This is a genomic window from Chloracidobacterium sp., from assembly GCA_025057975.1.
GTDB lineage: Bacteria > Acidobacteriota > Blastocatellia > Chloracidobacteriales > Chloracidobacteriaceae > Chloracidobacterium.
Map to the genome: position 1 here is coordinate 64,859 of JANWUV010000005.1, position 25,555 is coordinate 90,413.

Annotated in this window: 22 protein-coding genes; 18 read left to right on the forward strand and 4 right to left on the reverse strand. The window is 61.0% G+C overall.

The genetic code is table 11. The features are described 5' to 3' along the window. Positions 1-332 precede the first annotated feature (332 nt). From NZ585_05665 to ftsZ, 12 genes are all read left to right on the forward strand, one after another. A complete protein-coding gene (locus NZ585_05665) occupies positions 333-1,790 on the forward strand; it encodes a PAS domain-containing protein (protein MCS7079522.1) in 1,458 nt (485 codons plus the stop codon). Between the two features lie 70 nt (positions 1,791-1,860). Then, a complete protein-coding gene (locus NZ585_05670; GenBank protein ID MCS7079523.1) occupies positions 1,861-3,363 on the forward strand; it encodes a UDP-N-acetylmuramoyl-L-alanyl-D-glutamate--2,6-diaminopimelate ligase in 1,503 nt (500 codons plus the stop codon). Positions 3,364-3,414: 51 nt separating this feature from the next. Continuing rightward, on the forward strand, positions 3,415-4,845 hold the full coding sequence (locus tag NZ585_05675) for a UDP-N-acetylmuramoyl-tripeptide--D-alanyl-D-alanine ligase (protein MCS7079524.1): 1,431 nt from the start codon (positions 3,415-3,417) through the stop codon (positions 4,843-4,845). Positions 4,846-4,854: 9 nt separating this feature from the next. Further along, a complete protein-coding gene (gene mraY / locus NZ585_05680) occupies positions 4,855-5,967 on the forward strand; it encodes a phospho-N-acetylmuramoyl-pentapeptide-transferase (GenBank protein MCS7079525.1) in 1,113 nt (370 codons plus the stop codon). Between the two features lie 3 nt (positions 5,968-5,970). Then, complete coding sequence (murD, locus tag NZ585_05685) at positions 5,971-7,368, forward strand: UDP-N-acetylmuramoyl-L-alanine--D-glutamate ligase (protein MCS7079526.1); 1,398 nt, start codon at positions 5,971-5,973, stop codon at positions 7,366-7,368. Continuing rightward, positions 7,365-8,498: a putative lipid II flippase FtsW gene (gene ftsW / locus NZ585_05690; protein ID MCS7079527.1), complete on the forward strand. Its 1,134-nt coding sequence runs from the start codon at positions 7,365-7,367 to the stop codon at positions 8,496-8,498. Before murD ends, ftsW begins: the two co-directional genes overlap by 4 nt. A gap of 61 nt (positions 8,499-8,559) precedes the next feature. Then, positions 8,560-9,624, forward strand: a complete 1,065-nt coding sequence (gene murG / locus NZ585_05695) for an undecaprenyldiphospho-muramoylpentapeptide beta-N-acetylglucosaminyltransferase (protein ID MCS7079528.1) — start codon at positions 8,560-8,562, stop codon at positions 9,622-9,624. A gap of 7 nt (positions 9,625-9,631) precedes the next feature. After that, a complete protein-coding gene (murC, locus tag NZ585_05700; protein MCS7079529.1) occupies positions 9,632-10,999 on the forward strand; it encodes a UDP-N-acetylmuramate--L-alanine ligase in 1,368 nt (455 codons plus the stop codon). Continuing rightward, positions 10,983-11,879: a UDP-N-acetylmuramate dehydrogenase gene (gene murB / locus NZ585_05705; protein MCS7079530.1), complete on the forward strand. Its 897-nt coding sequence runs from the start codon at positions 10,983-10,985 to the stop codon at positions 11,877-11,879. The genes murC and murB overlap by 17 nt, the downstream gene beginning before the upstream one ends. 17 nt (positions 11,880-11,896) lie before the next feature. Then, complete coding sequence (locus NZ585_05710) at positions 11,897-12,916, forward strand: FtsQ-type POTRA domain-containing protein (GenBank protein MCS7079531.1); 1,020 nt, start codon at positions 11,897-11,899, stop codon at positions 12,914-12,916. A 3-nt stretch (positions 12,917-12,919) separates the two neighbouring features. Beyond that, complete coding sequence (ftsA, locus tag NZ585_05715; protein MCS7079532.1) at positions 12,920-14,182, forward strand: cell division protein FtsA; 1,263 nt, start codon at positions 12,920-12,922, stop codon at positions 14,180-14,182. Positions 14,183-14,245: 63 nt separating this feature from the next. Continuing rightward, the gene (gene ftsZ, locus NZ585_05720; GenBank protein ID MCS7079533.1) at positions 14,246-15,397 is read left to right on the forward strand and encodes a cell division protein FtsZ; all 1,152 of its coding nucleotides are present in this window, start codon (positions 14,246-14,248) and stop codon (positions 15,395-15,397) included. A gap of 339 nt (positions 15,398-15,736) precedes the next feature. Here the strand turns inward: ftsZ and NZ585_05725 are convergent, their stop codons facing one another. After that, positions 15,737-16,615 carry a polyprenyl synthetase family protein gene (locus NZ585_05725; GenBank protein MCS7079534.1) on the reverse strand — a complete coding sequence of 293 codons (879 nt, stop codon included), beginning with the start codon at positions 16,613-16,615 and terminating at the stop codon, positions 15,737-15,739. A gap of 102 nt (positions 16,616-16,717) precedes the next feature. Here NZ585_05725 and NZ585_05730 point away from each other — a divergent pair, with 102 nt between their 5' ends. The 6 genes from NZ585_05730 to NZ585_05755 all read left to right on the forward strand — a co-directional run bounded on the left by NZ585_05730 (position 16,718) and on the right by NZ585_05755 (position 22,292). Beyond that, positions 16,718-17,962, forward strand: coding sequence for a methyltransferase domain-containing protein (locus NZ585_05730; GenBank protein ID MCS7079535.1), 1,245 nt, complete (start codon positions 16,718-16,720; stop codon positions 17,960-17,962). A gap of 6 nt (positions 17,963-17,968) precedes the next feature. Further along, entirely contained in the window at positions 17,969-19,291 is a 1,323-nt protein-coding gene (locus tag NZ585_05735) for a 5'-deoxyadenosine deaminase (protein ID MCS7079536.1), read from the forward strand. Positions 19,292-19,603: 312 nt separating this feature from the next. Continuing rightward, a complete protein-coding gene (locus NZ585_05740; protein MCS7079537.1) occupies positions 19,604-19,783 on the forward strand; it encodes a hypothetical protein in 180 nt (59 codons plus the stop codon). Positions 19,784-19,866: 83 nt separating this feature from the next. Continuing rightward, a complete protein-coding gene (locus NZ585_05745) occupies positions 19,867-21,024 on the forward strand; it encodes an FAD-binding oxidoreductase (GenBank protein MCS7079538.1) in 1,158 nt (385 codons plus the stop codon). Between the two features lie 6 nt (positions 21,025-21,030). Next, complete coding sequence (locus NZ585_05750; GenBank protein ID MCS7079539.1) at positions 21,031-21,771, forward strand: SDR family oxidoreductase; 741 nt, start codon at positions 21,031-21,033, stop codon at positions 21,769-21,771. Then, positions 21,768-22,292 carry a VanZ family protein gene (locus NZ585_05755; GenBank protein MCS7079540.1) on the forward strand — a complete coding sequence of 175 codons (525 nt, stop codon included), beginning with the start codon at positions 21,768-21,770 and terminating at the stop codon, positions 22,290-22,292. The genes NZ585_05750 and NZ585_05755 overlap by 4 nt, the downstream gene beginning before the upstream one ends. Here the strand turns inward: NZ585_05755 and NZ585_05760 are convergent. Genes NZ585_05760 through NZ585_05770 form a run of 3 tightly spaced genes read right to left on the reverse strand, consistent with a single transcriptional unit; the run spans position 22,235 to position 25,457 of the window. Beyond that, positions 22,235-23,005, reverse strand: coding sequence for a YdcF family protein (locus NZ585_05760; GenBank protein ID MCS7079541.1), 771 nt, complete (start codon positions 23,003-23,005; stop codon positions 22,235-22,237). The two genes, NZ585_05755 and NZ585_05760, sit on opposite strands and share 58 nt — an antisense overlap. A gap of 3 nt (positions 23,006-23,008) precedes the next feature. Then, positions 23,009-24,865 (reverse strand): glutamine--fructose-6-phosphate transaminase (isomerizing), encoded by a 1,857-nt coding sequence (glmS, locus tag NZ585_05765; GenBank protein ID MCS7079542.1) that lies wholly within the window; start codon positions 24,863-24,865, stop codon positions 23,009-23,011. Positions 24,866-24,881: 16 nt separating this feature from the next. Then, complete coding sequence (locus NZ585_05770) at positions 24,882-25,457, reverse strand: hypothetical protein (GenBank protein MCS7079543.1); 576 nt, start codon at positions 25,455-25,457, stop codon at positions 24,882-24,884. Positions 25,458-25,555 lie beyond the last annotated feature (98 nt).

The window sequence follows — 25,555 nt, forward strand, 5'->3', positions numbered from 1 at the left end:
ACCGCCGGTTTTACCACAACCGACCACCCTCACCGCAGCAACGAGCAAGTTCAGACACAACGAGGCTTGTGGGGCAAGGGGAGGTCATCTATACTCGCGGCGTATTTAGCCATAGTTCGCTACAGGAACCGTACGCCCTTCGCTAAACGCTGCGGTGGTTGCGTAAATCAACCGTTCTGTCATGTCCCATGAAAAATGGGCAGCCGATCGTAACACAGTCTGTATTCTCACCGAGTCGGTCTTTATTCTCGGCAAAACACACGCGCGGATGTGACAGCGTGGAACAAAGTCTCCGGTTTCCAATCTCATAAGGCGCCCCGGCAGAGACACAGATGGACTTCAGTAAGCTCCTCAATGCGATTCGCGGCAGCAAGGCCGCCGACGCATCGGCGGCGCCCAAAAACCGTCCGGCGGATGATAAGGTTATCCCCGTTGAGGTCGCGCCTACCGTTCTTGCTGCTGACCATCCGCCGCCGACTCGGCCATCCGGCGGTGTTGTCCAATCTATACTGAGTCCGTTGACTGACCGTCGCGAACCATCACCGCCGCCGCCGTCCAACCCGCCTGTTCTTCAGCCTGCTGGCAGGTACGCGGATGATGTGCTGGCTTCGGTTTTGCCAACGCCTTCCTCGCCACCGCCGCCAGTTGACCCCAAACCCCCAACTGGCCCGCCGCCGGCTGAACCGTTGCCGCCGTCCCTAGAAGGTGATTGGTTTGATGTCTCCTTGGAGCCGGCATTCAACGCATCCTCGACAGTTGGTGAGGCCGAAGGGGCTGTCTTAGACCTACCGCTGGAAGAACCACCAGTCTCTGGCGCAATGCCCCAAGCCGAACTCTTGGGAGACGCACTGTTGATGGAACCAACGGTCGCTCCGCCGGCAGATCCGTTTGAGGTTTCGGGTCAGGTTGACCTCAGTTGGTCACCGGTCGAGGCTACATCCACGCCAACTGCTTTTCCCTATCAAGCGGTCGGTGGAGACGGGCTTCCAGTGGTGACGCCAAACCTCAACCCAGCGTCCCCGTCACCAGTACCACCGCCAGGCCTTGATCCCCTGGCCGACTTCGCTGCTGTCGGTCACTCATCGCCGCCTGACTTCCTACCGACACCGGACGCGCCTGTAACCGAAACGGCTGTTGCGCCAACCTATCCAGTGGATGAGACGCCGCATTCCACTGACGCTTCCTTTGCCTTTGTCGCCGCCGCACCCCCTAGTTATGCCGATTGGCTCCTAGACAACCTTGATGAAGCCATTATCCTGCTTGACGCCGATGGGGTCATTCACCGGATGAATCCGATGGCTGAATACCTTCTAGGCTGTCCTCGGACACTGGCGCATGGACAAACGCTGCTTGACATTAGTCGGCGACTGGACGGCGAAAATGCTCTCCTGTGGGAGCATTTGGCGGTCACAGCCGACGCCCAGCAGTTTTCCGCCAGTGTGACGCTGCCTGACGGACAATCTATGATGGCCTCGTTTGTCGTGATGGCGTTGCCGCCGCAAGACGCTTGGCCAGGTGGTCGAGTCATCGCTGTTCGAGACGAGACCCGCCTGCGCGCCGAAATAGCTCAAACGATGGAGGAGTTGGCGGCTGCGTCGTCTTCGGCGCTCATGGTGACCCCTGAGCAACTAACCGCCATGCGTACCTCGCTGCAAATGGTGTTGGGTTTTGCCGAACTCCTACACCGTGGCGAGTACGGCCCGATGAACCCCCAGCAGTTCGAGATGTTTCGCAACATCGAACACCATGCCAAGCAACTTGCCGAGTGGATTGGGCTTCCCCAAAGCTGAACTGAATGCAGTGGCGGCGCACAAGCCTCGTGGTTGAAAAAGTTCTCATAATAAACGGAGTCCGAAGGGCATGACCGCCCTGCATGCGGTTGCGGAGGAGGTCGGCGGTCGTCTCACCGGCGAGAGTTTTGAGGTGCGTCACATCACCCACGTCGCCGGTGACTGTGAGCCGGACGGTATCTTTGCGGCGCTGACGGGGGCGCGGGCCGACGGTCATGACTTCATTCCGGAAGCGCTGGCGCGCGGTGCGCGCGCGATCCTTTCCGAACGTCCGGCCCCGGCAGGTTTCCCGGCGGCATGGCTTCAAGTCGCCGACGCCCGTCGGGCGCTCGGTCAAATTGCAGCCCTCTTGTGGGGACATCCCAGCCGTCGGTTGCAATTGGTTGGGGTGACCGGCACAAACGGCAAGACGACAACGACCTACTTGCTTTACGAGATTTTCCGCGCCGCCTACGGCCATGCAGCGTTGTTAGGCACGATTGAGCAGCGCATTGATGACGACACGCGCCCGTCGCGCCTTACCACACCAGAAGCGCCTGAAGTGCAGGCGTTTCTGCGCCGTGCCTACGAAGCGGGCTGCCGCCATGCCGCCATGGAAGTCTCCTCGATTGGGTTGGATCGGTGGCGTGTGGCGGATGTCCGGTTTGCGGCGGCCGTCTTTACCAACCTGACGCAGGATCACTTGGACTACCACGGCACGATGGAGCGGTACTTCGACGCCAAACTGCGCCTCTTCGACGGGCGCAACGGCGAAGTTCCAGCCATTGCTGTCCTCAACGCCGACGACCCACGAACACAGGACATCATTACCGCCATAGACGGACGTGCGCGCCTTGTCACCTATGCCGTACGCGACCCACAAGCCGACATACGGCTCGAACAGCTTGACATTCAGACGCGCGGTATGGCGCTGCGCGTCCGGACACCACAAGGGGCGTTGGACTTCACAACCAAGCTGGTCGGCGCGCCCCACGCCTACAACATTCTGGCGGCGACCGCGACGGCGCTGGCGCTTGATATTCCCGTGGAGGCGGTTGTGACGGGCGTGGCCAAAACCGTCGTGCCAGGGCGCTTTGAAGTCGTCGAGGGTAGCGATGACGAAGTGCTGGTCGCCGTGGACTATGCCCACACGCCGGATGCCCTTGCCAACGTGACGGCGACGGCGCGTGAACTGGCGCGGATTCGCAATGGGCGGGTCATTACCTTGTTCGGCTGCGGCGGCGACCGTGACCGCACCAAGCGCCCCCTCATGGCTGAAGCAGCCGCGCGCGGCAGCGATGTCGTCATTCTTACCTCTGACAACCCCCGCCACGAGCCTCCTGAACAGATTCTCGACGACGCCGAGGTCGGTCTGCGCGCCGTCGGTACACCCTACTACCGGCTTCTTGACCGGCGCGAAGCCATCGCCTTCGCCATTCGGACGGCGCAGCCGGGCGATGTCGTGGTGCTGGCGGGCAAGGGCCATGAGACCTATCAGATTCTCGGTAACCTGACTGTTCACTTCGACGATCGCGAGGAGGCGCAGCAAGCGCTGCGCACAATTCGTTCGGACAAGGGCGCGCGATTGGCCTAGAGTGGGTTGGCAGCGAACTGATTCAGAATTCGTTACGGAGCGTTCTCTTCTGTGAACCTCGCCGAACTCACTGCCCTGTTGGGCCTCACCTGTCCCCGAGAACTCCAGACCATCACGCCGGTTGGGTTCTCGATAGATTCACGCACCATCCGCACCGGCGACCTGTTTTTCGCCATTCACGGGAAGCGCTTCGACGGCCACGCCTTTGTACCCGAAGCGTTCGCGCGTGGCGCTTGCGCGGCAGTCATCCACCACGACATAGCGGCGTTGAACCCTGCCGACGCTGCCCGTTGCCTGCGCGTCCCGGACACCTTGCGCGCCATGCAGGATTTGGCCCATGCCCTTCTCAAACGTTGGGGACGCCCCATCGTGGGGATCACCGGCAGCATGGGCAAAACCACCGCCAAGGACTTAACCAAACTTGCCCTTGCGCCGTACGGACGGGTTTACGCTTCAGTCGGCAACCTCAACAACGAGTACGGCCTGCCGCTGGCGGTCTTCAAAATGCTTTCCGACGGGCAACGGATGGACGACTATGACATAGCTGTGCTCGAAATGGGTATGAACGAAAAGGGCGAAATCGCCCGCCTGTGCGAGATTGCGCCGCCGGATGTGAGCGTGGTGCTCAACGTTGCGCCAGTTCATATCGAAAACTTTCCCGACGGGCTGGAGGGCATTGCTGAAGCCAAGGCGGAAATCGTACGGGGACTGAAACCCGACGGCGTTGCCATCCTCAACGCCGACGACCCACGGGTGGCGCGCATGGCGGCGATTGTGACGGCGCGACGACAAGACCACAGCGGCGCGCAGGTGATGTACTTCGGCCGCAATGAAGCCGCTCACGTGACGGCATTGGATGTCAAGCCGCGCGGATTACTCGGCTCAACATTCACGCTCTCCACACTCAAGGGAATGGCGACGGTTGAGCTGCCGCTCGTTGGCGAACACCACATCAGCAACGCGCTGGCCGCCGCCGCCGTCGCCACGCACTTCGGCGTCGCGCCGGAAGCCATCGCCGCTCAGCTCAAACTGGCGCAACCGGGGGCGCATCGCGGCGTCATACGGCGCTATGCGGGCGGCTTTACCATTGTAGACGACGTCTACAACTCGAATCCGGTCGCCCTGCGGGAAGCTATTCGCCTACTTGAGCAAGTGCCCGACGCCCAACGCCGTATTCTCATCGCCGGTGAAATGCTTGAACTCGGCGCCGACGCAGCCGCCATGCACGCCGCCTGCGGTGTCGCCGTCGCCCAGTCCACCGTGGACATCCTGTTGGGCGTCGGCGGTCATGCCCGCGAACTGGTTGAAGCCGCCCGCGCGGAAAATGCGCAGCGCGGCGGCCGGCTCATCGCGGACTTTGTCGAAACGGCGGCTGAGGCCGGCGCATGGCTCGTCGCGCAGGCGCGGGCCGGCGATGTCATTCTCGTCAAAGGATCGCGCGGAGTGCGCCTAGAAACCTGTTTAGAGGCGCTGCCGGATTAGGCGACGGCCATGCTTTACTACCTGCTGTATGAAATCTTGCACCGGAAATACCAAATTCTCGGCCCACTCCGCGTCTTCGGTTATCCGTCGTTTCGGGCGATTCTCGCCGCACTGACAGCGACGCTGATTTGTCTGTTGTTGGGCAAGCCGATGATCGGTTGGCTGCGCCGCCTCAAATACGGCCAGGAAATTCGTGAAGAGGGCGTCAAGGCCCACCAAGCCAAGAAAGGGACGCCGACCATGGGCGGCGTTCTCATCATCGCTGGCGTTTTGGTCGGTACGCTGTTGTGGGCCGATCTCGGCAACCTATTCGTCTGGGTGGCGATGTTGGCGTTGTTGGCGCACGGCGTCATTGGTTTTCTAGACGACTACCTGAAAATCGCCAAGCGACAAAATCTCGGACTGCAAGGCCGGTGGAAGTTGCTAGGACAAGTGACGACGGCTCTGATCATCGGCGGCGTTTTGATCGGTGTCGGAGACTACACCACACGCCTGAGCGTCCCCTTCTTCAAAGACTTTCAGCCTGATTTGACGCCGTGGTTGTACATACCCTTCATGCTGCTGGTGATGACCGGCAGCTCAAACGCCGTCAACCTGACGGACGGCCTTGACGGGCTGGCTATCAGTACGACGTTTGTCGTTGCCCTTGCTTTGACGCTGCTGTGCTACGTCACCGGTTTGACCGAACTAGCGCGGTATCTGAACCTCCCACCGCAACCCAAAGCGCTGGAAGTCACCATCTTTTGCGCGGCGCTAGCTGGCGCGAGCCTTGGCTTTCTGTGGTTCAACGCGCCACCGGCCGAAGTCTTCATGGGTGATGTCGGTAGCCTTGCCATCGGCGGCTGCATCGGCTGCGTAGCGATTCTTATCAAACAGGAGTTTTTGCTGGTGATTTTGGGCGGCGTCTTCGTCATCGAAACCCTTTCTGTCATCTTGCAAGTGAGCTACTACAAGCTCACCAAGGACCCACAGACGGGCATCGGGAAGCGCATTTTCAAGATGTCGCCGCTTCACCACCACTTTGAGTTGACCGGTTGGAAGGAATCGAAAATCGTCTTTCGCTTTCTTATCGTACAAATTTTCTTCGCATTGCTTGCCTTGGGAACGCTCAAGCTGCGGTAACTCATGACCACGCCTGATTACACTGGTCGCAACATCGTCGTCGTCGGTGCCGGCGTCAGCGGCGTTGAGGCGGCGCGCTTTCTGCTGGCGCATGGCGCGCGCGTGACGCTTTCCGACGGCCGCCCCCTGGACAAGCTGCCGGCCGCCGTCGCGTCATTGCAGGCGCAGGGCGTGACGATTGAGGCCGGCGGGCACCGGCCTGAAACCTTTCTCAACGCGGATGAGATTGTCGTCAGTCCGGGCGTCCCACCGACGCTGGCGTACCTTCAACAAGCGCGGCAGGCCGGCGTTCCCATCATCGGAGAGATTGAGTTGGCATTTCGCCACTTACGCGGCCGAATTGTCGGCGTGACCGGCACGAACGGGAAAAGTACGACCACGACCCTTATCGGGCGACTGCTGGCCGACGGCGGCCTGCCGACGCAGGTCGGCGGCAACATCGGCGTTGCAGCCGTTTCGCTCGTTGAAACTTCGCGCGACGATGGTTGGACGGTACTAGAATGCAGCAGCTTTCAACTTGAGACCGTTGTCACGTTTCGCCCGCACATCGGCGTCCTGCTCAACATTACGCCCGACCATCTTGACCGTCACGGAACGTTTGAAAACTACGTCGCGGCGAAGTTGAATTTGTTTCGTCGGTTCGACGCAGAAACGTTGGCCGTCCTCAACGCGGACGATCCGACGACGCCGCGCGTGCAGGCCTTGCTGGCGGGGCAGTCGTCGCCGCTGACCCTGTTTTCCGCCCGCCGCGAGTTGGACGAGGGGCTGTTCGTACGCGGGGATGAGATCGTTTGTCGCACGCGCGCCGTTGAGCGCGTGCTGTGCTGCTGCGCCGACGTACCGCTTCCCGGCCGCCACAACCTCGAAAACACGTTGGCAAGCTTGGCGGTCGCACTGGCGGCCGGCGTCGCGCCAGAGGACGCGCGCGCAACCGTCCGCAACTTTCGGGGTCTTGAGCACCGGATGGAGTTGGTCGCCGAGGTTGGCGGCGTTCGCTACTTCAACGATTCCAAGGCCACCAACGTTGCGGCGGCGCAGGTCGCTATCGAAGCCTTTCCGTCGGGGCTGCACGTGATTCTAGGCGGCCTCGACAAGGACGGTGACTTTGCGCCGCTGGCGACGGCGCTGGCCCCACGCGCCGCTTCAGTGGCGCTGATTGGCAAGGCCGCCGACAAGATCGCCGCTGCGCTTGCCGGACGCCTTACTCAACCGGTGACGCGCCACGAAAGTCTGGCGGAGGCGGTGCGCGCGCTGGCGGCACGCGCCGCGCCGGGTGACACCATTTTGCTCGCGCCGGCCTGCGCCAGTTTCGATATGTTTGACAACTTCGAGCATCGGGGGCAGGTCTTCAAGGCGGTTGTCAAGGAGGTGATTTCCAGTGTGCGGAGCGAAGCGTCATGAAACTGACCCTCGCCATCCCCAAAACGGTTCCGGTCGCGCGCAACTTTGTCTCCTTTGTTGATCCATGGCTGCTGGCGGCAACGGCGGCCCTGACACTGTTCGGACTGGTGATGGTGTACAGCGCTTCGGCGACACTGGCGCGCGAAGCCTACCAGACGCAGTTTCACTTCGTCCTGCGACAGTTTCTGGCCGCGCTCGTTGGGTGCGGCTTGCTCGTCGGTGGCTTGTGGATTGGCTACCCACGCCTTGAGCGTTCATGGGTGGTGTACGGGCTGCTGGGCGTCGCCGTCGGGTTGCTAGTGTTGGTGTTGCTGCTGCCGCCGGTACGCAACACGCACCGCTTCATTCGCCTGCCGGGGATGATGTTTCAACCGTCGGAACTAGCCAAGCCGGCGCTTGTTTTGTTCTTGGCGTTTTTTCTGAGTCGGAAAGACGCGCTTGCGCGCCGTGATCCGTTCCAAACACTGCTGCCCGCCGGCTTGGTTACCGGCGTGCTGGCCGGCCTGGTTTTTCTGGGGCGCGATCTAGGAACGGTCTTGATACTGGGCGGCACGGCGGCGGCGATGCTGCTGGTCGCTGGAGTGCCGTGCCGCCAACTGGCGGCGGCTGGTTTGGCTTGCGCGCCGCTTCTACTATACGCCGCACTGAAAGAACCTTACCGCCGCGCGCGGCTGCTAGCGTTCCTCGATCCGTGGAAAGCGCCGCGTGAGGAAGGCTTCCAGATCATCCAATCCCTGCTGGCGATTGGCAGCGGCGGCGTGTCCGGCGTCGGTTTGGCGCAGAGCCGACAAAAGCTGTTTTACCTGCCGGAGGCGCACACGGACTTCATCTTCTCCGTCATTGCTGAAGAAATCGGTCTGATCGGCAGCCTAATGGTGATTGGTTTGTTCGGCGTCCTACTGGTGCGCGGACTGCGGGCGGCTTATTTAGCGTCAGATGAGTTCGGCAAACTGCTGGCTGTCGGCGTTACCGTACTGTTGGTCGGACAGGCGTTGTTTAACCTGAGCGTGGTGTTGGGGTTGGCCCCAGCCAAAGGCATTCCGCTCCCATTCGTCAGCTACGGCGGCAGTTCGCTGATGATGAGTCTTCTGGCCACCGGCTGGCTGTTGAGCGTCTCGCGGCGGACGTGAATGCAGAACGCTCAAGTCGGAACGTTTTGGGTGAAAGCGAGGGCAGGAGGTGCGCGTCCTCATGGCAGCCGGCGGCACCGGCGGACATATTTTTCCTGGCATCGCCATCGCACGGGCGTTTGTGCGCCGCGACCCAACAACCGAGGTGCATTTTGTTGGTACGGAGCGTGGGTTGGAGAAAAAACTTGTCCCGGAAGCGGGCTTCCAGTTGACGTTGATTCCGGCGGGCGCGCTCAACAATGTCTCTTGGGGGCGACGGCTGCAAACGCTGGGCACCATGCCGTCCGGTCTCTGGAAGGCATGGCGGTTGGTGAGAAGCTTCAAACCAGACATCGCCGTTGGCGTCGGCGGTTACGCCTCGGGGCCGGCGATGCTGGCCGCCATCGTCCATGGCGTGCCGACGCTGGCGGTTGAGGTCAACGTTCTGCCCGGTCTTACCAATCGCCTGCTGGCCCCTTTTGTGACCGGGGCGGCTGTGTCATACCGCGAGACCGCTGTGTATTTTGGCGCAAAAGCCGTCCTGACCGGCACGCCGGTGCGCGTTGAGTTTGAGCAAATTCCACCGAAGCCGTCTGATGCGCCGCGCGGGCGGGTGCTCGTCTTTGGGGGCAGTCAGGGCGCACAGGCCATCAACCGCGCCATGGCGGACGCCGCGCCGCACTTGGCGGTGCGACCGGGGTTGTCCATTGTCCATCAGACTGGCGAACGCGACGTTGAGTTAGTGCGTGCCGCCTATGCGGCGGCTGGTCTCCAGGCGGAGGTTCTCCCGTTCATTCACCACATGGCGGAAGCGATGGCGGCGGCGGATGTCTTGGTCTGCCGGGCCGGGGCAGCGACCATCGCTGAGATTGCCGCCGCCGGACGCGCAGCGATTTTTATTCCCTTTCCGCAAGCGGCCGATGACCATCAACGGAAAAACGCCGAGGCGTTTGCCCAAGCAGGTGCGGGTGAAGTGATTCTGCAAGCCGATCTTACTGGAGCGAAGCTTGCCCAAACCATTCTCAACCTTCTTGATGACCCTAAACGATTGGCCCGCATGGAAGCCGCCGCCCGTGCTTTGGCGGTTCCACGGGCGGCGGAACGCACCGTGGACGTTGCGTACCAAATTCTCCGTCGCGCAAGATGACGTAGCTATGGTCGAGCATGTGCACTTTATCGGCGTCGGCGGGAGCGGCATGAGCGGCGTGGCGGAAATCGCGTTGCGGCGCGGCTGGCGGGTCTCCGGGTCGGATCTCGTAGCGTCGGCGACGACGGCGCGCTTGGAACAACTGGGCGTGCGTGTGTTCATTGGCCACGATCCTCGGCACATCAGCGGCGCGCACCGTGTTGTCGTCTCCAGCGCCGTCAAGCCTGACAACCCAGAACGACGGGCGGCGCAGGAGCGGGGCATTCCCGTCATTCATCGCGCGGCAATGCTTGCCGAGTTGATGGCGGGCAAAACGGCTATCACCATTGCCGGAACCCACGGTAAAACTACGACCAGCGCGATGGTCTTCAGTTTGCTTCGGGCAGCCAAGGCCGATCCAACAGCTGTGATTGGCGCGGCGTTGGACGGCATCGGCGGCGGCGCCGTCGCCGGCGACGGCTGCTGCTTCGTCGCAGAAGCCGACGAGAGCGACGGCTCGTTTCTTCTCCTGCCACGCGACATTGCCGTTGTCACTAACATTGACCGCGACCATTTGGACTTTTACCGCGACTTGGACGCCATCACCGACCACTTTGTACGCTTTGCCGAAGGTGTCCCGGATGCAGGATTGGTTGTCGCCTGCGCCGACGATCCCGGCGTACAAAGGTTTTTGCCGCGCCTGACAAAACGAACCGTCCTCTATGGACTGACAGCCCCGAATGTGCATTTGCGCGCCGCCGAACTTGCTTCTGAGAAGCCTTTTGGTTGGACGTTTATCATCCGGCACGCCACCGACCGGCTTGGAAGAGTGCGTCTTCAAGTTCCTGGCCGGCATGCTGTCTTGAATGCTTTAGCCGCTGTCGCCATCGGTCTTGAATTGGGGATCGGCTTTGAGGCCATACAAGTCGGGCTGGAAATGTTCAAAAATGCTTCTCGACGGTTCCAAATCCGTGGGGAAAAGAATAATGTTCTTGTCATTGACGACTATGGCCACCACCCGGTTGAAATCGCCGCCGTTCTGGATGCGGCGCGCAAAACCGAGCGCCGTATCGTCTTGGTATTTCAACCACACCGTTATTCGCGTACACGGCATTTGTTTGCAGATTTTGTGACGGCGCTGGGTGGCGCGGATGTAGCGTGTATTGTGGATGTTTACGCGGCGGGCGAAGCGCCGATAACTGGTGTGACATCGGCGGCGCTGGCCGCCGCCCTACAGGCCGCCGGTCATCCGGCGACCTACTATGTCGGTGATCTCGAAGCGGCGTTGCCGGCCGTGGTTGCGCTGACCCGGCCCGGCGACGTGTTGTTGACTGTCGGCGCTGGGGATGTCTGGCGGCTAGGAGAAAGGTTTTTAGGGCATGCCGAAGTCGCTTGAGCAAATTTGCGCCAAGCTGAACGTGGACGCTCGCTTTCGCCAGCCGATGCGCCGGCTGACTTCGCTGCGCGTCGGCGGTGAGATTGCCTGTGTAGCCTATCCCGACACACCAGAGAAGGCGGCGGCGTTGGTACAGGCGTTCAATGAAAACGGCGTCCGCTGGAGTCCGTTGGGTTACGGAACAAACCTCTTAGTGGCGGATGAGCCGCTCAACCGGGCGGCCATTAGTTTGCGCGCGCTCAAGACCCAGGTGGTGTTTGATGGGCTGCGGGTGACGGCGCCCGCTGGCTACAGCCTGCCGCGTCTCGTCAATCAATGCGTGGAGCGTGGTTTGTCGGGCGTCGAGGGGTTAGCCCCAATTCCAGGCAGCGTCGGCGGCGCAGTCAAGATGAACGCCGGGTCACACGGCTATGAAATTGCGGATGTGATTGTGTCCGTAGATGTTGCGCGTGACGGTCGGATCATCACACTGCCCCGTGAAACGCTGGACTTCGCCTACCGACGGTCGCCGTTCACCGACCAAGATTTGATTCTTGGGGTTACGTTGCAACTTCGTCCCGGCGACGCTGGAACCAGCCGTGCTGAAATTGCAGAATACCGCCGACGCCGCGCAGCGACGCAGCCTGTCAACGCCAACAGCGCCGGATGTATGTTCAAAAACCCGGGGCCAGACCTCGCCGCCGGGCGTATCATTGACGAACTAGGCATGAAAGGCGACGCCGTTGGCGGAGCAACCATTTCGCCGTTGCATGCCAACTTCATTGTGACGAACGGCAACGCCCGGGCAGCGGATGTCTTTGCGTTGGTTGAACGGATTCGGTCGCGCGTCCGTGAGGCGCGTGGGATTGAGCTTGAAATGGAAGTCGAAGTTTGGGACTAAAAACGTAAAGGAGTCTCATGGTGTTCGCCGCCCGTACCCCTCGCCAAGTCCTGCCGTCGCGCCGTAAGCGGATGCACGAAGCCGCTGTTGTCTCCAGCGCGTGGGACGTGGTGTCTTCCGTAGGCCGTCGCCTTCGGAGTTGGCAGTCGGGAGTAATCTGGATGGCGCTGCTGGCTAGTCTCACCGCGATGGGGACGGCGATGACGCGGTCGAGTTTATTCACACTGCGGCGTGTGGAGGTCATCGGTTGTCAGTCGCCGCTGGCCGAGGACGTTGAACGCGCTGTGCGGCAGCAGGCGACCGGCTCGCTCCTGACGGTATCTCTTCCAGGGTTGCGCCGGCATCTAGAAAGCCTAGCCCGGGTGCGGCGGGTGAGTGTCGTGCGGATTTTGCCCGATACGGTGCGGGTTGTGGTTGAGGAACGAAAACCGGTCGTTCTGGCGCAAATGGCGGAACGCGGCAGTCTGGTTTGGCTTGACGATGAGGGCGTTGTCCTTGGCGCGTACAACCCGGAGACAGATGGCGAACCGCCGAGTGTGGTGGTTGGGTTCGCTTCGGATCGAGAGCCGAGTGGACAACGTGAAAATCGAATGCGGTTGCAGCTTTACCGCAACCTGATGTGGGCGCTCGACGCCGCTGAGCCGCGTCTTTCTGAGCGGATTGAGTCGGTGGATTTGTCGCACTTGGAGGATGTGCGCGTTCAGCTGCGCAACAGCCGGATTGTTGTCGGCCTTGGGCGAGAGGATTTTCGCGCGCGCCTGTTGCATGCCTGTGAGATTATAGACGCGCTCCAGCGGCGTGACGTCGCTATTCTTGAGCGTCTGCGTTCTTCCGAGCCGCACATCTTTGAGAAAGCGCCGTTTTTGAAGTCTGTCACGATGGTCAGCCTGCGCGATGTGCATCTTGGCTTTGACGAACGCGCCGCCGCTGTCTCGTCCCGCTCTTCGTCTGGGACACGCCGCCCAGCGCCGCCGCGACCGACCAGGGCAACGCCAACAACAAATCCTCGCTCACAGGGTGTGACGTCGCGGAGGTAGTCCATGGCCCGAGCCTTCCCCTACACAGCGAGTCTTGATCTTGGCTCTACCCGAACCCGGATGGTGATTGCGACGCCTGTCCCAGACCGCGACCGCTGGGCGGTGGCCGGCTATGCTGAGGTACCGTCCAAGGGAATCCGAAAGGGCGTGGTGGTCAACATTGAGTTGGCGGAAGAAACCATCCGGCAGGCGTTGCACGAAGCTGAAAAAATGGCCGGCTTTGAGGTTTCCTCCGTCCATGCGGGTCTGTCAGGTCTGCATATCCGCAGCCTTAACGGCCATGGCGTCGTTGCAGTAGCCCAGCGCAACCGGCAAATTACGGCGGCGGATATTCAACGAGTCATTGAGCAGGCAAGCGCCGTCAGCCTGCCGTCTGACCGGGGGATCATCGAGGTTCTCCCACAGGAATTTGTCGTGGATGAACAGGACGGAATCGGCGATCCCCTCGGTATGTTGGGCATGCGGCTGGAAGTCACCGTACATATAGTGACTTCACCTATAACGGCCTCACAAAACATCGTGACAAGCGCAAACCGGCTAGGTATGATTGTGGAAGACCTCACCCTTAGTTCCCTAGCCGCTGCCGCCGCAACGCTCACGGAAGAAGAACGTGAATACGGGACAGCCATTGTTGATATTGGCGGTGACATTACTAGCCTTGCTGTGTTTCAGCGCGGTGCAGTCCGCCACACGGCGATGTTTGGGATCGGTGGGGCGCATTTTACCAACGATATTGTGGTTGGGCTGCGGTCATCCGTGCCTGAAGCGGAGCGCATTAAGCAGACATTTGGGTGCGCCTTTGCACCGTTATTGCATCCACATGAACGCGAAGAGCAACTTGAATTTGCAGCTTCTGGTGGGCGGGCGCGGGTCCTTTCCCGCCAAGTCTTATGTGAAATGCTCCAGCCGCGGGCTGAGGAAATTTTCAAGCAACTCCGGGAGAATCTTCGAGAGGCAGGATTTGAGCGAAAATTATCAAGTGGTTTGGTGCTGACTGGCGGCGGCAGCCTCCTTTCGGGGATTCCCGAACTGGCGGAACGCATGCTGGATGTCCCTGTACGCATTGGTGTCCCCGATGGACTGGATGGTCTCAATGAGGAACTTCGCCGGGCTGAATGGGCGACGGCAATTGGATTGATTCTTTCAAGTATTCGTCCACGCGCACATCATTACTTACGACCGCGTGGGACAAGTTGGCGAGACTGGTTGACAGGCATTGGGGCAGGTATCAAGAGTTTGTTCTCTTTGTCGAGTTCAGCGCGCTAACTATTACGTTTTCCATTATACAAAAGGTCCTGACCACGGTCACGGGTAGGAGGCAATCATCCCATGGGAGTAGATAACAAGCGACCATCAAGTCCACCATCAGTGAGGTTTGAATTTGTGGAAAACACCATCTCGAAGGGTGCAAACATCAAGGTCATCGGCGTCGGCGGCGGCGGTGGCAACGCCGTCAATCGGATGATTGAGTCTGGTATTGAAGGCATTTCTTTTCTCGTGGTGAATACCGACATGCAGGCGCTGAGTATGTCAAAGGCCGCCGTCAAAATCCAGATCGGCAGCAAGCGGACGCGGGGGCTAGGCGCCGGCGCCGACCCGGTCGTTGGCCGTGAGGCCGCGCTCGAAGACACTGAAAAAATTATTGACGCCCTTGAAGGAGCTGACATGGTGTTTATTACGGCCGGCATGGGCGGCGGGACGGGCACCGGCGCTGCGCCGATTGTCGCCGGCCTAGCGAGTGAACTGGAAATTTTGACCGTCGCAGTCGTCACCAAGCCGTTCAGTTTTGAAGGCCGCCGTCGGATGATGAATGCTGAGAAAGGTATCCGTGAACTTCACGAATGTGTGGACACGATTATCACCATTCCTAATGATCGCCTGCTAACGACCGTGGATCGGAACACATCGCTGGCCGACTCCTTCCGTATGGCGGACGATGTGCTGCGCCAAGCCGTGCAAGGGATTTCAGACCTCATTACCGTGCCCGGAATGATCAACCTTGATTTCGCCGATGTCCGCACCATTATGCGCGGCTCCGGCATTGCTCTAATGGGAACGGGGCAGGCTTCCGGCGAAAACCGCGCCATTCAAGCGACCAATGCAGCCATCGCCAGCCCACTGCTCGAAGAAGCCTCGATTGAAGGAGCGCGCGGCGTTCTCGTTAACATCACGGGCGGTCACGACTTGACGCTGCACGAAGTCAACGAAGCCACCTCGATTATTCAGAAAGCGGCGCACCCGGAGGCCAACATCATTTTCGGCGCGGTCATTGATGATCGGATGAAGGATGCGATGAAAATTACGGTCATCGCCACCGGCTTCGATCAATCCACCCAAGCCGCCAACCAGCCGCCGTCCACAGCGACGACAACCGCCGTGGGGAACGTTGTCGCGCCGTCTTCGTTTGGACGACCGCCATCGCCGGCGGCGGAAGCCGACGTTCTCGATAGGCCGACCTTCCTGCGCCGGAAAGCCGAGTAAGCGCCTCTGCACCAGGGGCCGGCTCCCGCGGAGTTGAGCGATAACAATAGGCGTGATAGGGCTTGGCCTGCATAGATCGCTCTGCGCAACAGGTGGACGCCGACTCGCCCAGAAAGCCGACGCCCAGCGCCTTGTTGCGCAGCGACGAGAGGCATACAGCGGCGTCCCCCGTCAGGCTCGGCGCAGCGAGGGCTGACGCCAGCGTCGCACGCTCAGCATTCGACTGCGTCGCCACAGGTAAGGCGAGCGTCGCCGGTCCCACAAAGTCAACGCCGGGAGATACAGCCAAAGGGCTAGGTGTTCCTCGGATGGCTCTGTAAGAGGATGGGATTGGCTGCGCTACGACGTACGATGAACGACAAACCGCGCCACTTCCACCAAAAGCTCTGCGCGGCGGCCGAGCGGCGCTAGGATAGTGATGGCTTCTTCAGCGAGCGCTTCGGCATGGCGGCGGGACACCTCCAAGCCGTACAGCGCCGGGTATGTTGCCTTACCGGCAGCGGCGTCTTTGCCCGGCGTTTTCCCAAGCTGTTCGGCGGTCGCCGTTTCGTCAAGGATGTCGTCGGCGATCTGAAACGCCAACCCAACGCGGTCGCCGTAGGCCGCAAGCAAGGCAATATCATCTTCGGATGCGCCCGCCATGATGCCGCCGCACACCAGCGCCCCGCGAATCAGCGCTCCGGTTTTGGCGCGATGGATGAAGGTCAGCCGCTCAGCGTCAATTGGCTTACCCTCGGCTTCGAGGTCAACCACTTGACCGGCGATCATGCCTTCAACCGTACCGGAGCCGACGGCCAATTCCCGAATGACGCGCACTTTTTGCTCCGCCGGGGCGTCCATTTCGGCCAATATCCGAAAAGCATGCGTCATCAGTCCGTCTCCAGCCAAAATGGCCGTCGCTTCATCAAACTGCTTATGGCAGGTTGGCATGCCGCGCCGCAAATCGTCGTTGTCCATCGCCGGGAGATCGTCGTGAATCAGCGAGTAGGTGTGAACCATCTCAAAGGCACAGGCGACGGGATACAGGCGCTCCGGCCGGCCGCCGAAAACTTCGCCGGCAGCCAGAACGAGGATCGGACGCAAGCGCTTGCCCCCAGCCATGAGGCTGTACCGCATCGCTTCATGGATGCGCGGCGGAGGCGTTGTTGCAGGCGGCATGAGTCGGTCAAGCCAACGGTTGACTTCGGGAACTTTCTCCGCGAAGTAAGCCTCAATCATGGCGCGCACGCTCCCGGAAGATTGAAATCCCAGCCTGCAACGATAAGATGCGCCGCCTGTTCAAGACAACCGCTTTCGCAGGCGCAAAGGGAGGCGACGGTGATGTTCGCAAGAGGCGATGACTTCCTGCGACAACTTGAACGCCGTCAAGTGGCGCACCAGCTCGGTCCCGAAGCCTTGGCGCAGTACGACCGAGGACCGGTGGGGAAAGTCTTTCTGGCGCCGATCGCCGACGCCTTGGTGCGTCTATCGAATGATTTTACCCGCCGCCGGGGGACGCTGACTGAGGCGCTTCCCGGCGGCTACTGGCAGGATGCACGGCGGCTGGCGTACTTGTTTCACTTCTTGCCGCGCAACTACGTCAAGGCGGCCTGGGTACTGACCGAAGCTGGACGCCATGCGCGGCTTGCTGAGGAACTTGCGGCAAAGTCGCACTTCACCGTTTTGGACATTGGCTGCGGCCCAGGAACCGCCGCGTTAGCGACGCTGAACTTTCTGGCTTCCCTGCGGCCGACGGCCTTCCGTGTGGACATCGTTCTGGTGGAGGCGTCGCCGACGGCGATGCAGGAGGCGGTTAGCTTGCTGCGCCAAGCCGCCGATCAGATCAATGCCGAACGCCGCGAAACTCTGGCAGTGCGCATTAGCTCGCATGTCGGCGACGCTGCGCAGGTCAAGGCGTATCTTCCGCGCGGCGGAGCTGACTTCATTTGGCTCGCCAACCTGCTTAATGAGGTTACCTCAGACGCCACTGCGCCTGCTTGGGTGATAACTCTGGCGCGGGCAGGGCTGAAGCCTGACGGTGGGCTGTATGTCATTGAGCCGGGTTTGCATGAGACCGCTCGCGCGGCGATGCGGCTTCGTGACGCTCTACTGGAAGCTGACCCGATGCTGGGGGTTTTTGCGCCATGCACCGCTGACGGCCCATGCCGCATGCTGGCGGAGCGCCCACACCGCGATTGGTGTCATGTGTCGATTGTATGGAAACCGACGCCGTTGGTTGCACAGCTCGACGGCCTGACAGGGCTGCGCAGCCACAACCAAAAGTTTTTCTACTTTGTGCTGCGGCGAGATGGGAAGCGGGCAGCCGAGCCGCGTCATGGCTGGTCGGCATGGCGCGTCATCGGGGACCTGCAACGTGAGAAAGGACGCGAAAAACGTCTGGTGTGCGGTACCGACCGCTGCGCGCTTTTGACGCGCCTCAAACGTGACCGGCGGACGGAAAACGCCGCCTTTGGCGACGCCGTACGTGGCGATATACTCTGGCTGTCGGAAGCGCCCGTGTCTTCAGGAGAGGGCTTGCGCCTGCCGCCAACCGCGCGCGTTGAACGCCAAACGCCGACTGAGTAGCGCCCTATGCCCACACTGCGGATTGCTGATGGAACAATTCTGACAAGCGGCCCGAAACATCGGGTCGTGAAGGGCGACCTGTACGTGCGGGACGGTCACATCACGCACGTCGGCGATGCGCCGCAAACAGCGGACGAGACGCTTGACGCGCACGGCTGCGTAGTCATACCGGGCTTCGTTCAATCGCATGTTCATCTGTGCCAAACGTTGTTTCGTGGCGCAGCTGACGACCTCGAACTCCTCGACTGGCTGAAAACGCGTATTTGGAAGTTTGAGGCTGCGCACACTCCGGAAAGCCTTCGCATTTCGGCGCAGTTGGCAACGGCGGAGATGATGCGCGGCGGCACGACGTGTGCGATGACAATGGAGAGCGTCTATCACACGGAAGCGGCGTTGGAGGTCGTCGCTGAAAGCGGCTTCCGCGCCGTGGTGGGCAAGTGCCTGATGGACGCCGGGGATGATGTTCCGGCCGGGTTGCGCGAGACGACGGCGCACGCCCGCGCCGAGTCCTTGCGCCTACTTGAAACATGGCACGGCGCGGCCGAGGGGCGTGTTCGGATTGCCTTGGCGCCGCGCTTTGTCCTGTCGTGTACGCAGACCTTGCTGCGCGACATAGCGGCGCTGGCGCGCGAGAAAGGGGTGCGCGTGCATACGCATGCCTCGGAAAACCGCGACGAAGTGGCGTTGGTTGAACGCCTCACCGGCCGGCGAAATCTGGCTTATCTGCACGAACTTGGGCTGACAGGCGCGCACGTCGGCGTCGCGCACTGCATCTGGCTGGACGAGGCGGAACTGACAATTTTGGCTGAAACGGGGACGCATGTTTTGCACTGTCCGTCGTCCAATCTAAAGCTGGGTTCCGGCGTCGCTCCGGTGGTGGAGATGCTGGAACGCGGCGTATCGGTTTCGCTCGGCGCGGACGGCGCGCCTTGCAACAATCGGCTGGACGCTTTCACGGAAATGCGGACGGCGGCGCTGCTTCAGAAAATGCGGTGGGGCGCAAAGCGGCTGACGGCGTTGGAAGCCTTCCAGATGGCGACTTGGCAGGGCGCACGCGCGCTCGGGTTGGAACACGAAATCGGCAGTTTGGATGTCGGCAAGGCGGCCGACATCGCCGTGGTCAATCTGGACACCCTGCATGCCGCGCCGCATCCCGATCCGCTTTCGGCGTTGGTCTATGCCGCAACCGCCGCCGATGTCCGGCATGTGGTCATCGCCGGCCGGGTGGTCGTGCGCCATGGGGAACTCACGACCTTGGATGAAGCCGAAGTTCGGGCGCAGGCGCGGCGGGCGTTCGTCGCTTTAGCCGCTCGCGCCGGTGTTGCTTGAGTGTCCTTTGCGGCGACTGTTTCGGTGTTCAGCAGCTGTGAACAACCACGAAATGCTGTTGAGTAGCTCACCTTGAGCATCTCTGTCAGAGTAACCGCTCAGAGAGCGCCTTTCAGACACCAGCCATCTGCACAAAGTATCGGCAAAGTACGTTACGCTACGCACAATCTCATTGGCTTTCACTTACACTACTAAAAACTTGCCTTTCGGCTGGCGATTACCAAACCATAGGTAACTTCACTCGGTTTTCAGCACTGGTTCCGACCGCCCGGCGGTGTATCCCGCCCCTTCCTTATCCAGGGTGAAACGACGATGCCTACGCGAGCCTTCTGCGACTGTTGCGATGAACCTGCTCGGCAGCTCTTCGACATCACGCGCATCCCCGAACTGGCGGAAGTCGTGCGGCAGTTTGGGTACCGGGCGGTGTGCCAAGCTTGTTACGACAACCTTTTTGAAGAGCTTGAGCGTGAAAAAGAGGATGTGGACGCCTAACATCCAAGCCGGGTTGCTGTCCACACGCCCTGTCGTGTTTCAAATCGACGGCTTCAAGTCCGGTGATGAGGTGCTCCGATTGTATGCCTAAACAAGCTGAAGTCGTCATCATTGGTGGCGGCGTCATTGGTTGCAGCATCGCTTACTTTCTGACCCGGCACGGCTGCCGTGATGTGCTGATCCTCGAACGCGAAAACTTCCAAGGCAAGCACTCAACCGGACGCAGCGCCGGCGGCGTCCGCCAGCAGTTCGCCACGCCGGTCAACATCCGCATGTCCCGGTTCTCGATAGAGTTTTTCACCCACTTTGAAGAACTCACTGGCCAGGACCCGGAATATCGGCGCTACGGCTACCTCTTTATCGCCACCGAACCGGCGCACGTGGACTATCTGCACCGCAACATGGATGTCCAGAGGGCGGAAGGCGTACCGGTGGAATTTCTGACCCGCGACGACATCGTTAGACTCGTCCCGCAACTGTACGTTGAGGATGTTCTGGGCGGTACGTACTGCCCGACGGACGGTTTTGTTGACCCCTACAGCATTATGCAGGGCTTCAACCGCAAGGCCCGCGAACAAGGCGCGCGCATCGAACTGGAAACTGAAGCGCTGGACTTCACCGTTGAGCATGGCCGCATCACGGGCGTTGTCACCAATCGCGGCCATATCGCCACTCGAACGGTCGTCAACGCCGCCGGCGCATGGGCGCATCTGGTCGGACGTAAGCTGGGCGTGGAGATTCCTATCCGTCCCACCAAACGACAGATCGTGACGACGGAAAGGTTCGATGAACTGCCCCGCGAGCTGCCGATGCTGGTTGACCTGAGCACCGGCTGCTACATCCGCAGGGAAGGCGACGGCGTGATGCTCGGCTGGGCCGATCCGAATGAGCCGGAAAGCTTTGATACGACCTTTAACCCTGACTTTATTGACGCCATCATCGAGCGCGCGCTGCCGCGCGTCCCCTGCTTGGAAAACGCCTCCATCAACCTGCGTCGCTGCTGGGGCGGCCTCTACGACATCTCGCCGGACCACCACGCTATTGTCGGCCCCGTCCCGAACGTCGAAGGCTTTTACGTGTGCGCTGGCTTCAGTGGCCACGGCATCATGCATTCGCCGGCGATGGGTACGGCCATTGCGGAAATGATCCTGTTTGGCGAGTCGCGGACGCTGGATGTGACGCCGCTTTCCATCGAACGCTTCGCCAAAGGCGAACTACTGCACGAAACGGCTGTCATTTGAGACTCAATGACGCCGACTTACGCCATTTTTGGGGCTACGTCGGGGATTGCGCGCGCCGTCGTCGCTGAGTTGGCGAAACGCGGTGCAACGCTCATCCTCGCCGCACGTAACCTCGCTGAAGCGGAACGCATCGCCGCCGACGCCCGCCTGCGGTACGGCGTGCAAACGTCCACCATCGCCTTCGACGCCTGCGATCTTGCCAGCCACGCTGCCGTCTTTGCGTCGGTGGTTGAACGCGCTGGCCGACTGGACGGCGTCCTCGTCGCCTTCGGTACAATGACTGACCAGAAGCAGGCGGAACGCGACGTAACCGCCGCTGAAGCGATGATTGCCTCCAACTACACTGGCGTGGTGTCCATCGTGACGCACGCAGCGAACTACTTTGAAGCGCAGGGGCGTGGCGTGATTGGCGTTATTTCCTCTGTCGCCGGGGACCGCGGCCGCCAAAGCAACTATGTTTACGGGTCGGCTAAAGCCGGCGTCACCGCGTTTTGTCAGGGCTTGCGGCAGCGACTGTTCAAGAAGGGCGTGCGGGTCGTCACCATCAAGCCGGGCATTGTAGACACGCCAATGACCTACGGTATGCAACTGCCGCCCATCGTCGCTAAACCCGAACGTGTAGCGCATGACATCGTACGCGCGCTGGAGCGCGCCGACGGCGATGTTTATACACCGTTTTTCTGGCGCTTCATCATGTTCGTCATTCGGGCCATTCCCGAGCCGATCTTCAAACGGCTCTCGCTATGACCAACGCTAAGGGTCGCTGGTGGTGGCTGCTCCTGCCCATCGGCTGGATGGGAGCGATATTTGTGTTTTCCAGCGATTGGCTGGCATGGCGCAACACCGCCCCGCTGGCGCGGATTTGGTTGCACTGGTGGCTGCCGAATCCTGACCCACAAACCACCGAGACGTTCCATCTCATCCTGCGCAAACTAGGCCACGTTACGGAGTACGCCCTACTAGCGCTGCTTTGGTACGTCGCCCTGCGGCGCGCAAACTGCTGGTCGCCACGGCAGGCCGGTCTTGGCGCGGCTGTTGTGTCTATTCTGTACGCGGGACTGGACGAATGGCGGCAAACCTTCACAGTGGAACGCATCGGTTCGCCGGCTGACGTCGGGTTTGACAGTTTGGGCGTTTTGTTGGGACTGTCCGGCGTCGCCCTGCTGCACCAGCTGCGCGCTTTGCGCAGTCAGCTGGCGGCGCAGGACGCCTACCGTACACGTCCGCGCAAGCGGCCAAGGTACTCATACGTTGCGCGCTCCGATTGATGCAGCGCCGCGCCGCTTGGGTAGAGGTCGCCCGGTGTCCACACGTCGTCATCCTCCGTCGCCTGAAAGTCGGTCGGGGCCGGTATTGGCGTCAAACCCTGTGCGCGACAGGCGGCAAGGGCGCGCGGCATGTGGGCGGCGGAAGTCACCAGCAGGAACGGCGCCGTCCCAACGAGCGACGCGACGGCGGCGATTTCTTCAACCGTGTTGCGCCCTACAGGCTGAACGGTTACCCGCTCCGGCGGAACGCCCAGCGCGCAGGCGGCGTCGCGCATGACTTCGCCTGCTGGCCGCGTCATAAAGACTGCGCCGCCCGAAGTCACAAGTTGGGCGGTTGGGAGAAGTCGCTGTAAGCGAATCCCCTCGACGAGTCGCTGCAGGGAGGCGGTGGATAAACACTGAGTTGGCGGTAGGTTTTCAGCCCCGCCAGCGCCGCCGCCAAGGACGACAATCCAACGAATGCTTTGTTGTTCGGGTGGGACAGCGCCGGTCGGCGCAAACACGGGTTGGTTGCGCTCCAGTGGGCGCAGCAGAGCATTAGCCGTCCAGCCATGGCTGACGACGGCCAAAAATGCGACGGACGCTGTAACGACTAGCTTGCCCGCAAACTGCCGCCGTGAAAACCACAGCAACCCGACGCCCACGCCGAGTCCAAGGAGCGCCAGCGACAGCGGGAAGAAGAGCGGTGCAAGAAACTTCTCAACGTAGAACACGCGCTACTCAACCGTGACGCTCTTGGCGAGATTGCGCGGCTGATCCACGTCGCAGCCGCGCCGAACGGCGATGTGGTAGGCCAGCAACTGCAACGGCACGACGGCCAGCACCGCTGAAAGCACATCGCTCGCGGGTGGAATAGAGATGACGCGCTCGGCCAGCGCCGTCGCTTGCGTATCGCCTTCTGTCACCACGGCAATGACGCGCCCATCGCGCGCCTTAACTTCCTGAAGGTTCGACAATGTTTTTTCATAACGCAGTTCCGAAGCCGGATTGCCCACTTCGCGCGGCATCACCATGACGACCGGCAGCCGTTCGTCAATAAGCGCGTTGGGTCCATGCTTCATTTCTCCGGCCGGAAAGCCTTCGGCGTGAATGTAGCTGATTTCCTTGAGCTTGAGCGCTCCTTCGAGCGCGATGGGGAAGTGAACGCCGCGCCCTAAGTAAAGAAAGTCCGAGACGCGGAAGAATTCCCTAGATAACTCCGCCACAGTCGCCTCTTGGCCAAGGACAGCTTCCAATTTGGTCGGTAACGCCAGCAGTCGCTCAATGTGCGTCATCACGGCGTCCGGCGTCAGCGTCGCACGGTGTTGCCCAAAGTGAAGCGCTAACAGATAGAGAGCGACCATCTGGGACGTAAACGCCTTGGTTGAAGCCACCGAGATTTCCGGCCCAGCGTGCGTGAGTAGAACCCCGTGGGCTTCGCGCGCCGCCATCGAGCCCGGCACATTGCAGATCGCCAGCGTGTAGCAGCCACGTTGTTTCGCCTCGCGCAGCGCCGCAACAGTATCGGCCGTTTCACCAGACTGCGTAATGACGACAACCAACGTTTGCTTATCCAGCAGTGGATTGCGGTAACGGAATTCGCCAGCGTAGTCCACCTCAACTGGCAAGCGCGCCAGTTCTTCAATGATCCACTTCCCCACCAGCGCGGCATGCCGACTCGTGCCGCAGGCGGCGATCATGACGCGGTTGAACGTCCGCCAAGCGTCGTCGGGAATGGCTGTTGGATCGAGATACACGCGGCCTTCGTCCAAGCTGACGCGCCCGGCCAGCGTGTCGCGGACGGCGCGCGGCTGCTCGTGGATTTCCTTGAGCATGAAGTGTTTGAAGCCACCCTTTTCCGCCATGACGGGATCCCACATCACACGCTGCACTGGCGGCGCAACCGGACGACCGGCGAAGTCGGTGAAGGTCACGCCGTCGCCGCGTACGACCGCGATGTGTCCGTCGTCAAGAAACACTACATCGCGCGTGTGATGCAGAATGGCCGTGACATCCGAAGCGACAAAGTTTTCATCCTGCCCCAACCCCACGACGACCGGCGGGCCAAAGCGCGCCGCAACAATTGTATTCGGCTCATCGGACGCAATGACCGCAATGGCGAACATCCCGACAAGCTCGGCTAACGCCCGCCGAACGGCGTCGGCGAGCGCAGCACCGCCGTGGTGATATTTGCCAATGAGATGGGCGATGACTTCCGTATCGGTTTGAGTAACAAAGGTATGTCCTTCCCGTTCCAACGCTCGTTTGAGCGTTAGGTAATTTTCGATGATGCCGTTATGGACGACGACGACGCGGCCGGTTGCGTCGCGGTGCGGGTGGGCGTTTTCTTCAGTCGGGCGGCCGTGCGTCGCCCACCGGGTATGGCCAATGCCGCAGCTTCCGGCGAGAGGCGCGCGCTGAACGGCAGCCTCCAAGTTGAAAAGCTTGCCGGAAGCGCGTCGGATTTCCAGTTGACCATCGGCGACGACGGCGATACCGGCCGAGTCGTAGCCGCGATATTCAAGGCGCTTGAGGCCATCCAGTAAGACCGAGACGACCGGCTTCGCGCCAACATAGCCCACAATACCGCACATGGCGCAGTGTCCTTCTTTAGAAGAAGCGTCTTTGCTCCGGTGGTTGCTCCGGCGAGGTTTGGTCGGGTGCAGCGTCTATCGGACGCCCGTACCGTTTTTCGACCAGCCGCCGGTTGTTCAGACGAAAGAGAATGCGGCCCGGCTCGATGCGTTCAATGACGCCGTCGTAGAAGCGCATGCCGGGACGGACAACAAGCGTCGTGTTGTCTTCAACGCGAATAAAAGCCGTGTAGCCGCGCGCCGTTTCGGAAATTCCCAGCACCTCGACGCCGTCAATGAGGTAAGGCTGTGTATCTTCACGCTTGATTTTCTTGGCTTCGAGTTGCTCGCGATAGGCGGCGACGCGCGCCTCAACCGGCGGGTACTTGTCTTGCTGGGGGCGCGGGGCGGTCTCGGTCGGCTTCGGCGGACGATGTTCTGGAGCGGATGTGCGAGACGGCCGGCGCTTGGTGGCCGGGCGAGTTGTCTGCGCGAAGCCGTCTCCGGCGCTCAAAACCAAGATAGCTGTAGAAAGGCAAACCCATCCGGTCGCCATACACCGCAGAACCGTCAACCCCGACAAACCGAACAAACACGGTAAGCAAGCCTTCATGGTAAGTCTTCGCCAACGGTTGAAAACGGTTTTCGCCAACGGTTGAAGTAAGGCGCAATGACCGGCGCGGTCCGGCGTCAAGCGTGGCATGAGCGGCC

Bases quoted from the DNA above. Each gene is read 5' to 3' on its own strand.
- NZ585_05665 (MCS7079522.1), top strand. From the start codon at position 333: ATGGACTTCAGTAAGCTCCTCAATGCGATTCGCGGCAGCAAGGCCGCC.
- NZ585_05670 (MCS7079523.1), top strand. From the start codon at position 1,861: ATGACCGCCCTGCATGCGGTTGCGGAGGAGGTCGGCGGTCGTCTCACC.
- mraY (MCS7079525.1), top strand. From the start codon at position 4,855: ATGCTTTACTACCTGCTGTATGAAATCTTGCACCGGAAATACCAAATT.
- murD (MCS7079526.1), top strand. From the start codon at position 5,971: ATGACCACGCCTGATTACACTGGTCGCAACATCGTCGTCGTCGGTGCC.
- ftsW (MCS7079527.1), top strand. From the start codon at position 7,365: ATGAAACTGACCCTCGCCATCCCCAAAACGGTTCCGGTCGCGCGCAAC.
- murG (MCS7079528.1), top strand. From the start codon at position 8,560: ATGGCAGCCGGCGGCACCGGCGGACATATTTTTCCTGGCATCGCCATC.
- murC (MCS7079529.1), top strand. From the start codon at position 9,632: ATGGTCGAGCATGTGCACTTTATCGGCGTCGGCGGGAGCGGCATGAGC.
- murB (MCS7079530.1), top strand. From the start codon at position 10,983: ATGCCGAAGTCGCTTGAGCAAATTTGCGCCAAGCTGAACGTGGACGCT.
- NZ585_05710 (MCS7079531.1), top strand. From the start codon at position 11,897: ATGGTGTTCGCCGCCCGTACCCCTCGCCAAGTCCTGCCGTCGCGCCGT.
- ftsA (MCS7079532.1), top strand. From the start codon at position 12,920: ATGGCCCGAGCCTTCCCCTACACAGCGAGTCTTGATCTTGGCTCTACC.
- ftsZ (MCS7079533.1), top strand. From the start codon at position 14,246: ATGGGAGTAGATAACAAGCGACCATCAAGTCCACCATCAGTGAGGTTT.
- NZ585_05725 (MCS7079534.1), bottom strand. From the start codon at position 16,615: ATGATTGAGGCTTACTTCGCGGAGAAAGTTCCCGAAGTCAACCGTTGG.
- NZ585_05730 (MCS7079535.1), top strand. From the start codon at position 16,718: ATGTTCGCAAGAGGCGATGACTTCCTGCGACAACTTGAACGCCGTCAA.
- NZ585_05735 (MCS7079536.1), top strand. From the start codon at position 17,969: ATGCCCACACTGCGGATTGCTGATGGAACAATTCTGACAAGCGGCCCG.
- NZ585_05740 (MCS7079537.1), top strand. From the start codon at position 19,604: ATGCCTACGCGAGCCTTCTGCGACTGTTGCGATGAACCTGCTCGGCAG.
- NZ585_05745 (MCS7079538.1), top strand. From the start codon at position 19,867: ATGCCTAAACAAGCTGAAGTCGTCATCATTGGTGGCGGCGTCATTGGT.
- NZ585_05750 (MCS7079539.1), top strand. From the start codon at position 21,031: ATGACGCCGACTTACGCCATTTTTGGGGCTACGTCGGGGATTGCGCGC.
- NZ585_05755 (MCS7079540.1), top strand. From the start codon at position 21,768: ATGACCAACGCTAAGGGTCGCTGGTGGTGGCTGCTCCTGCCCATCGGC.
- glmS (MCS7079542.1), bottom strand. From the start codon at position 24,865: ATGTGCGGTATTGTGGGCTATGTTGGCGCGAAGCCGGTCGTCTCGGTC.
- NZ585_05770 (MCS7079543.1), bottom strand. From the start codon at position 25,457: ATGAAGGCTTGCTTACCGTGTTTGTTCGGTTTGTCGGGGTTGACGGTT.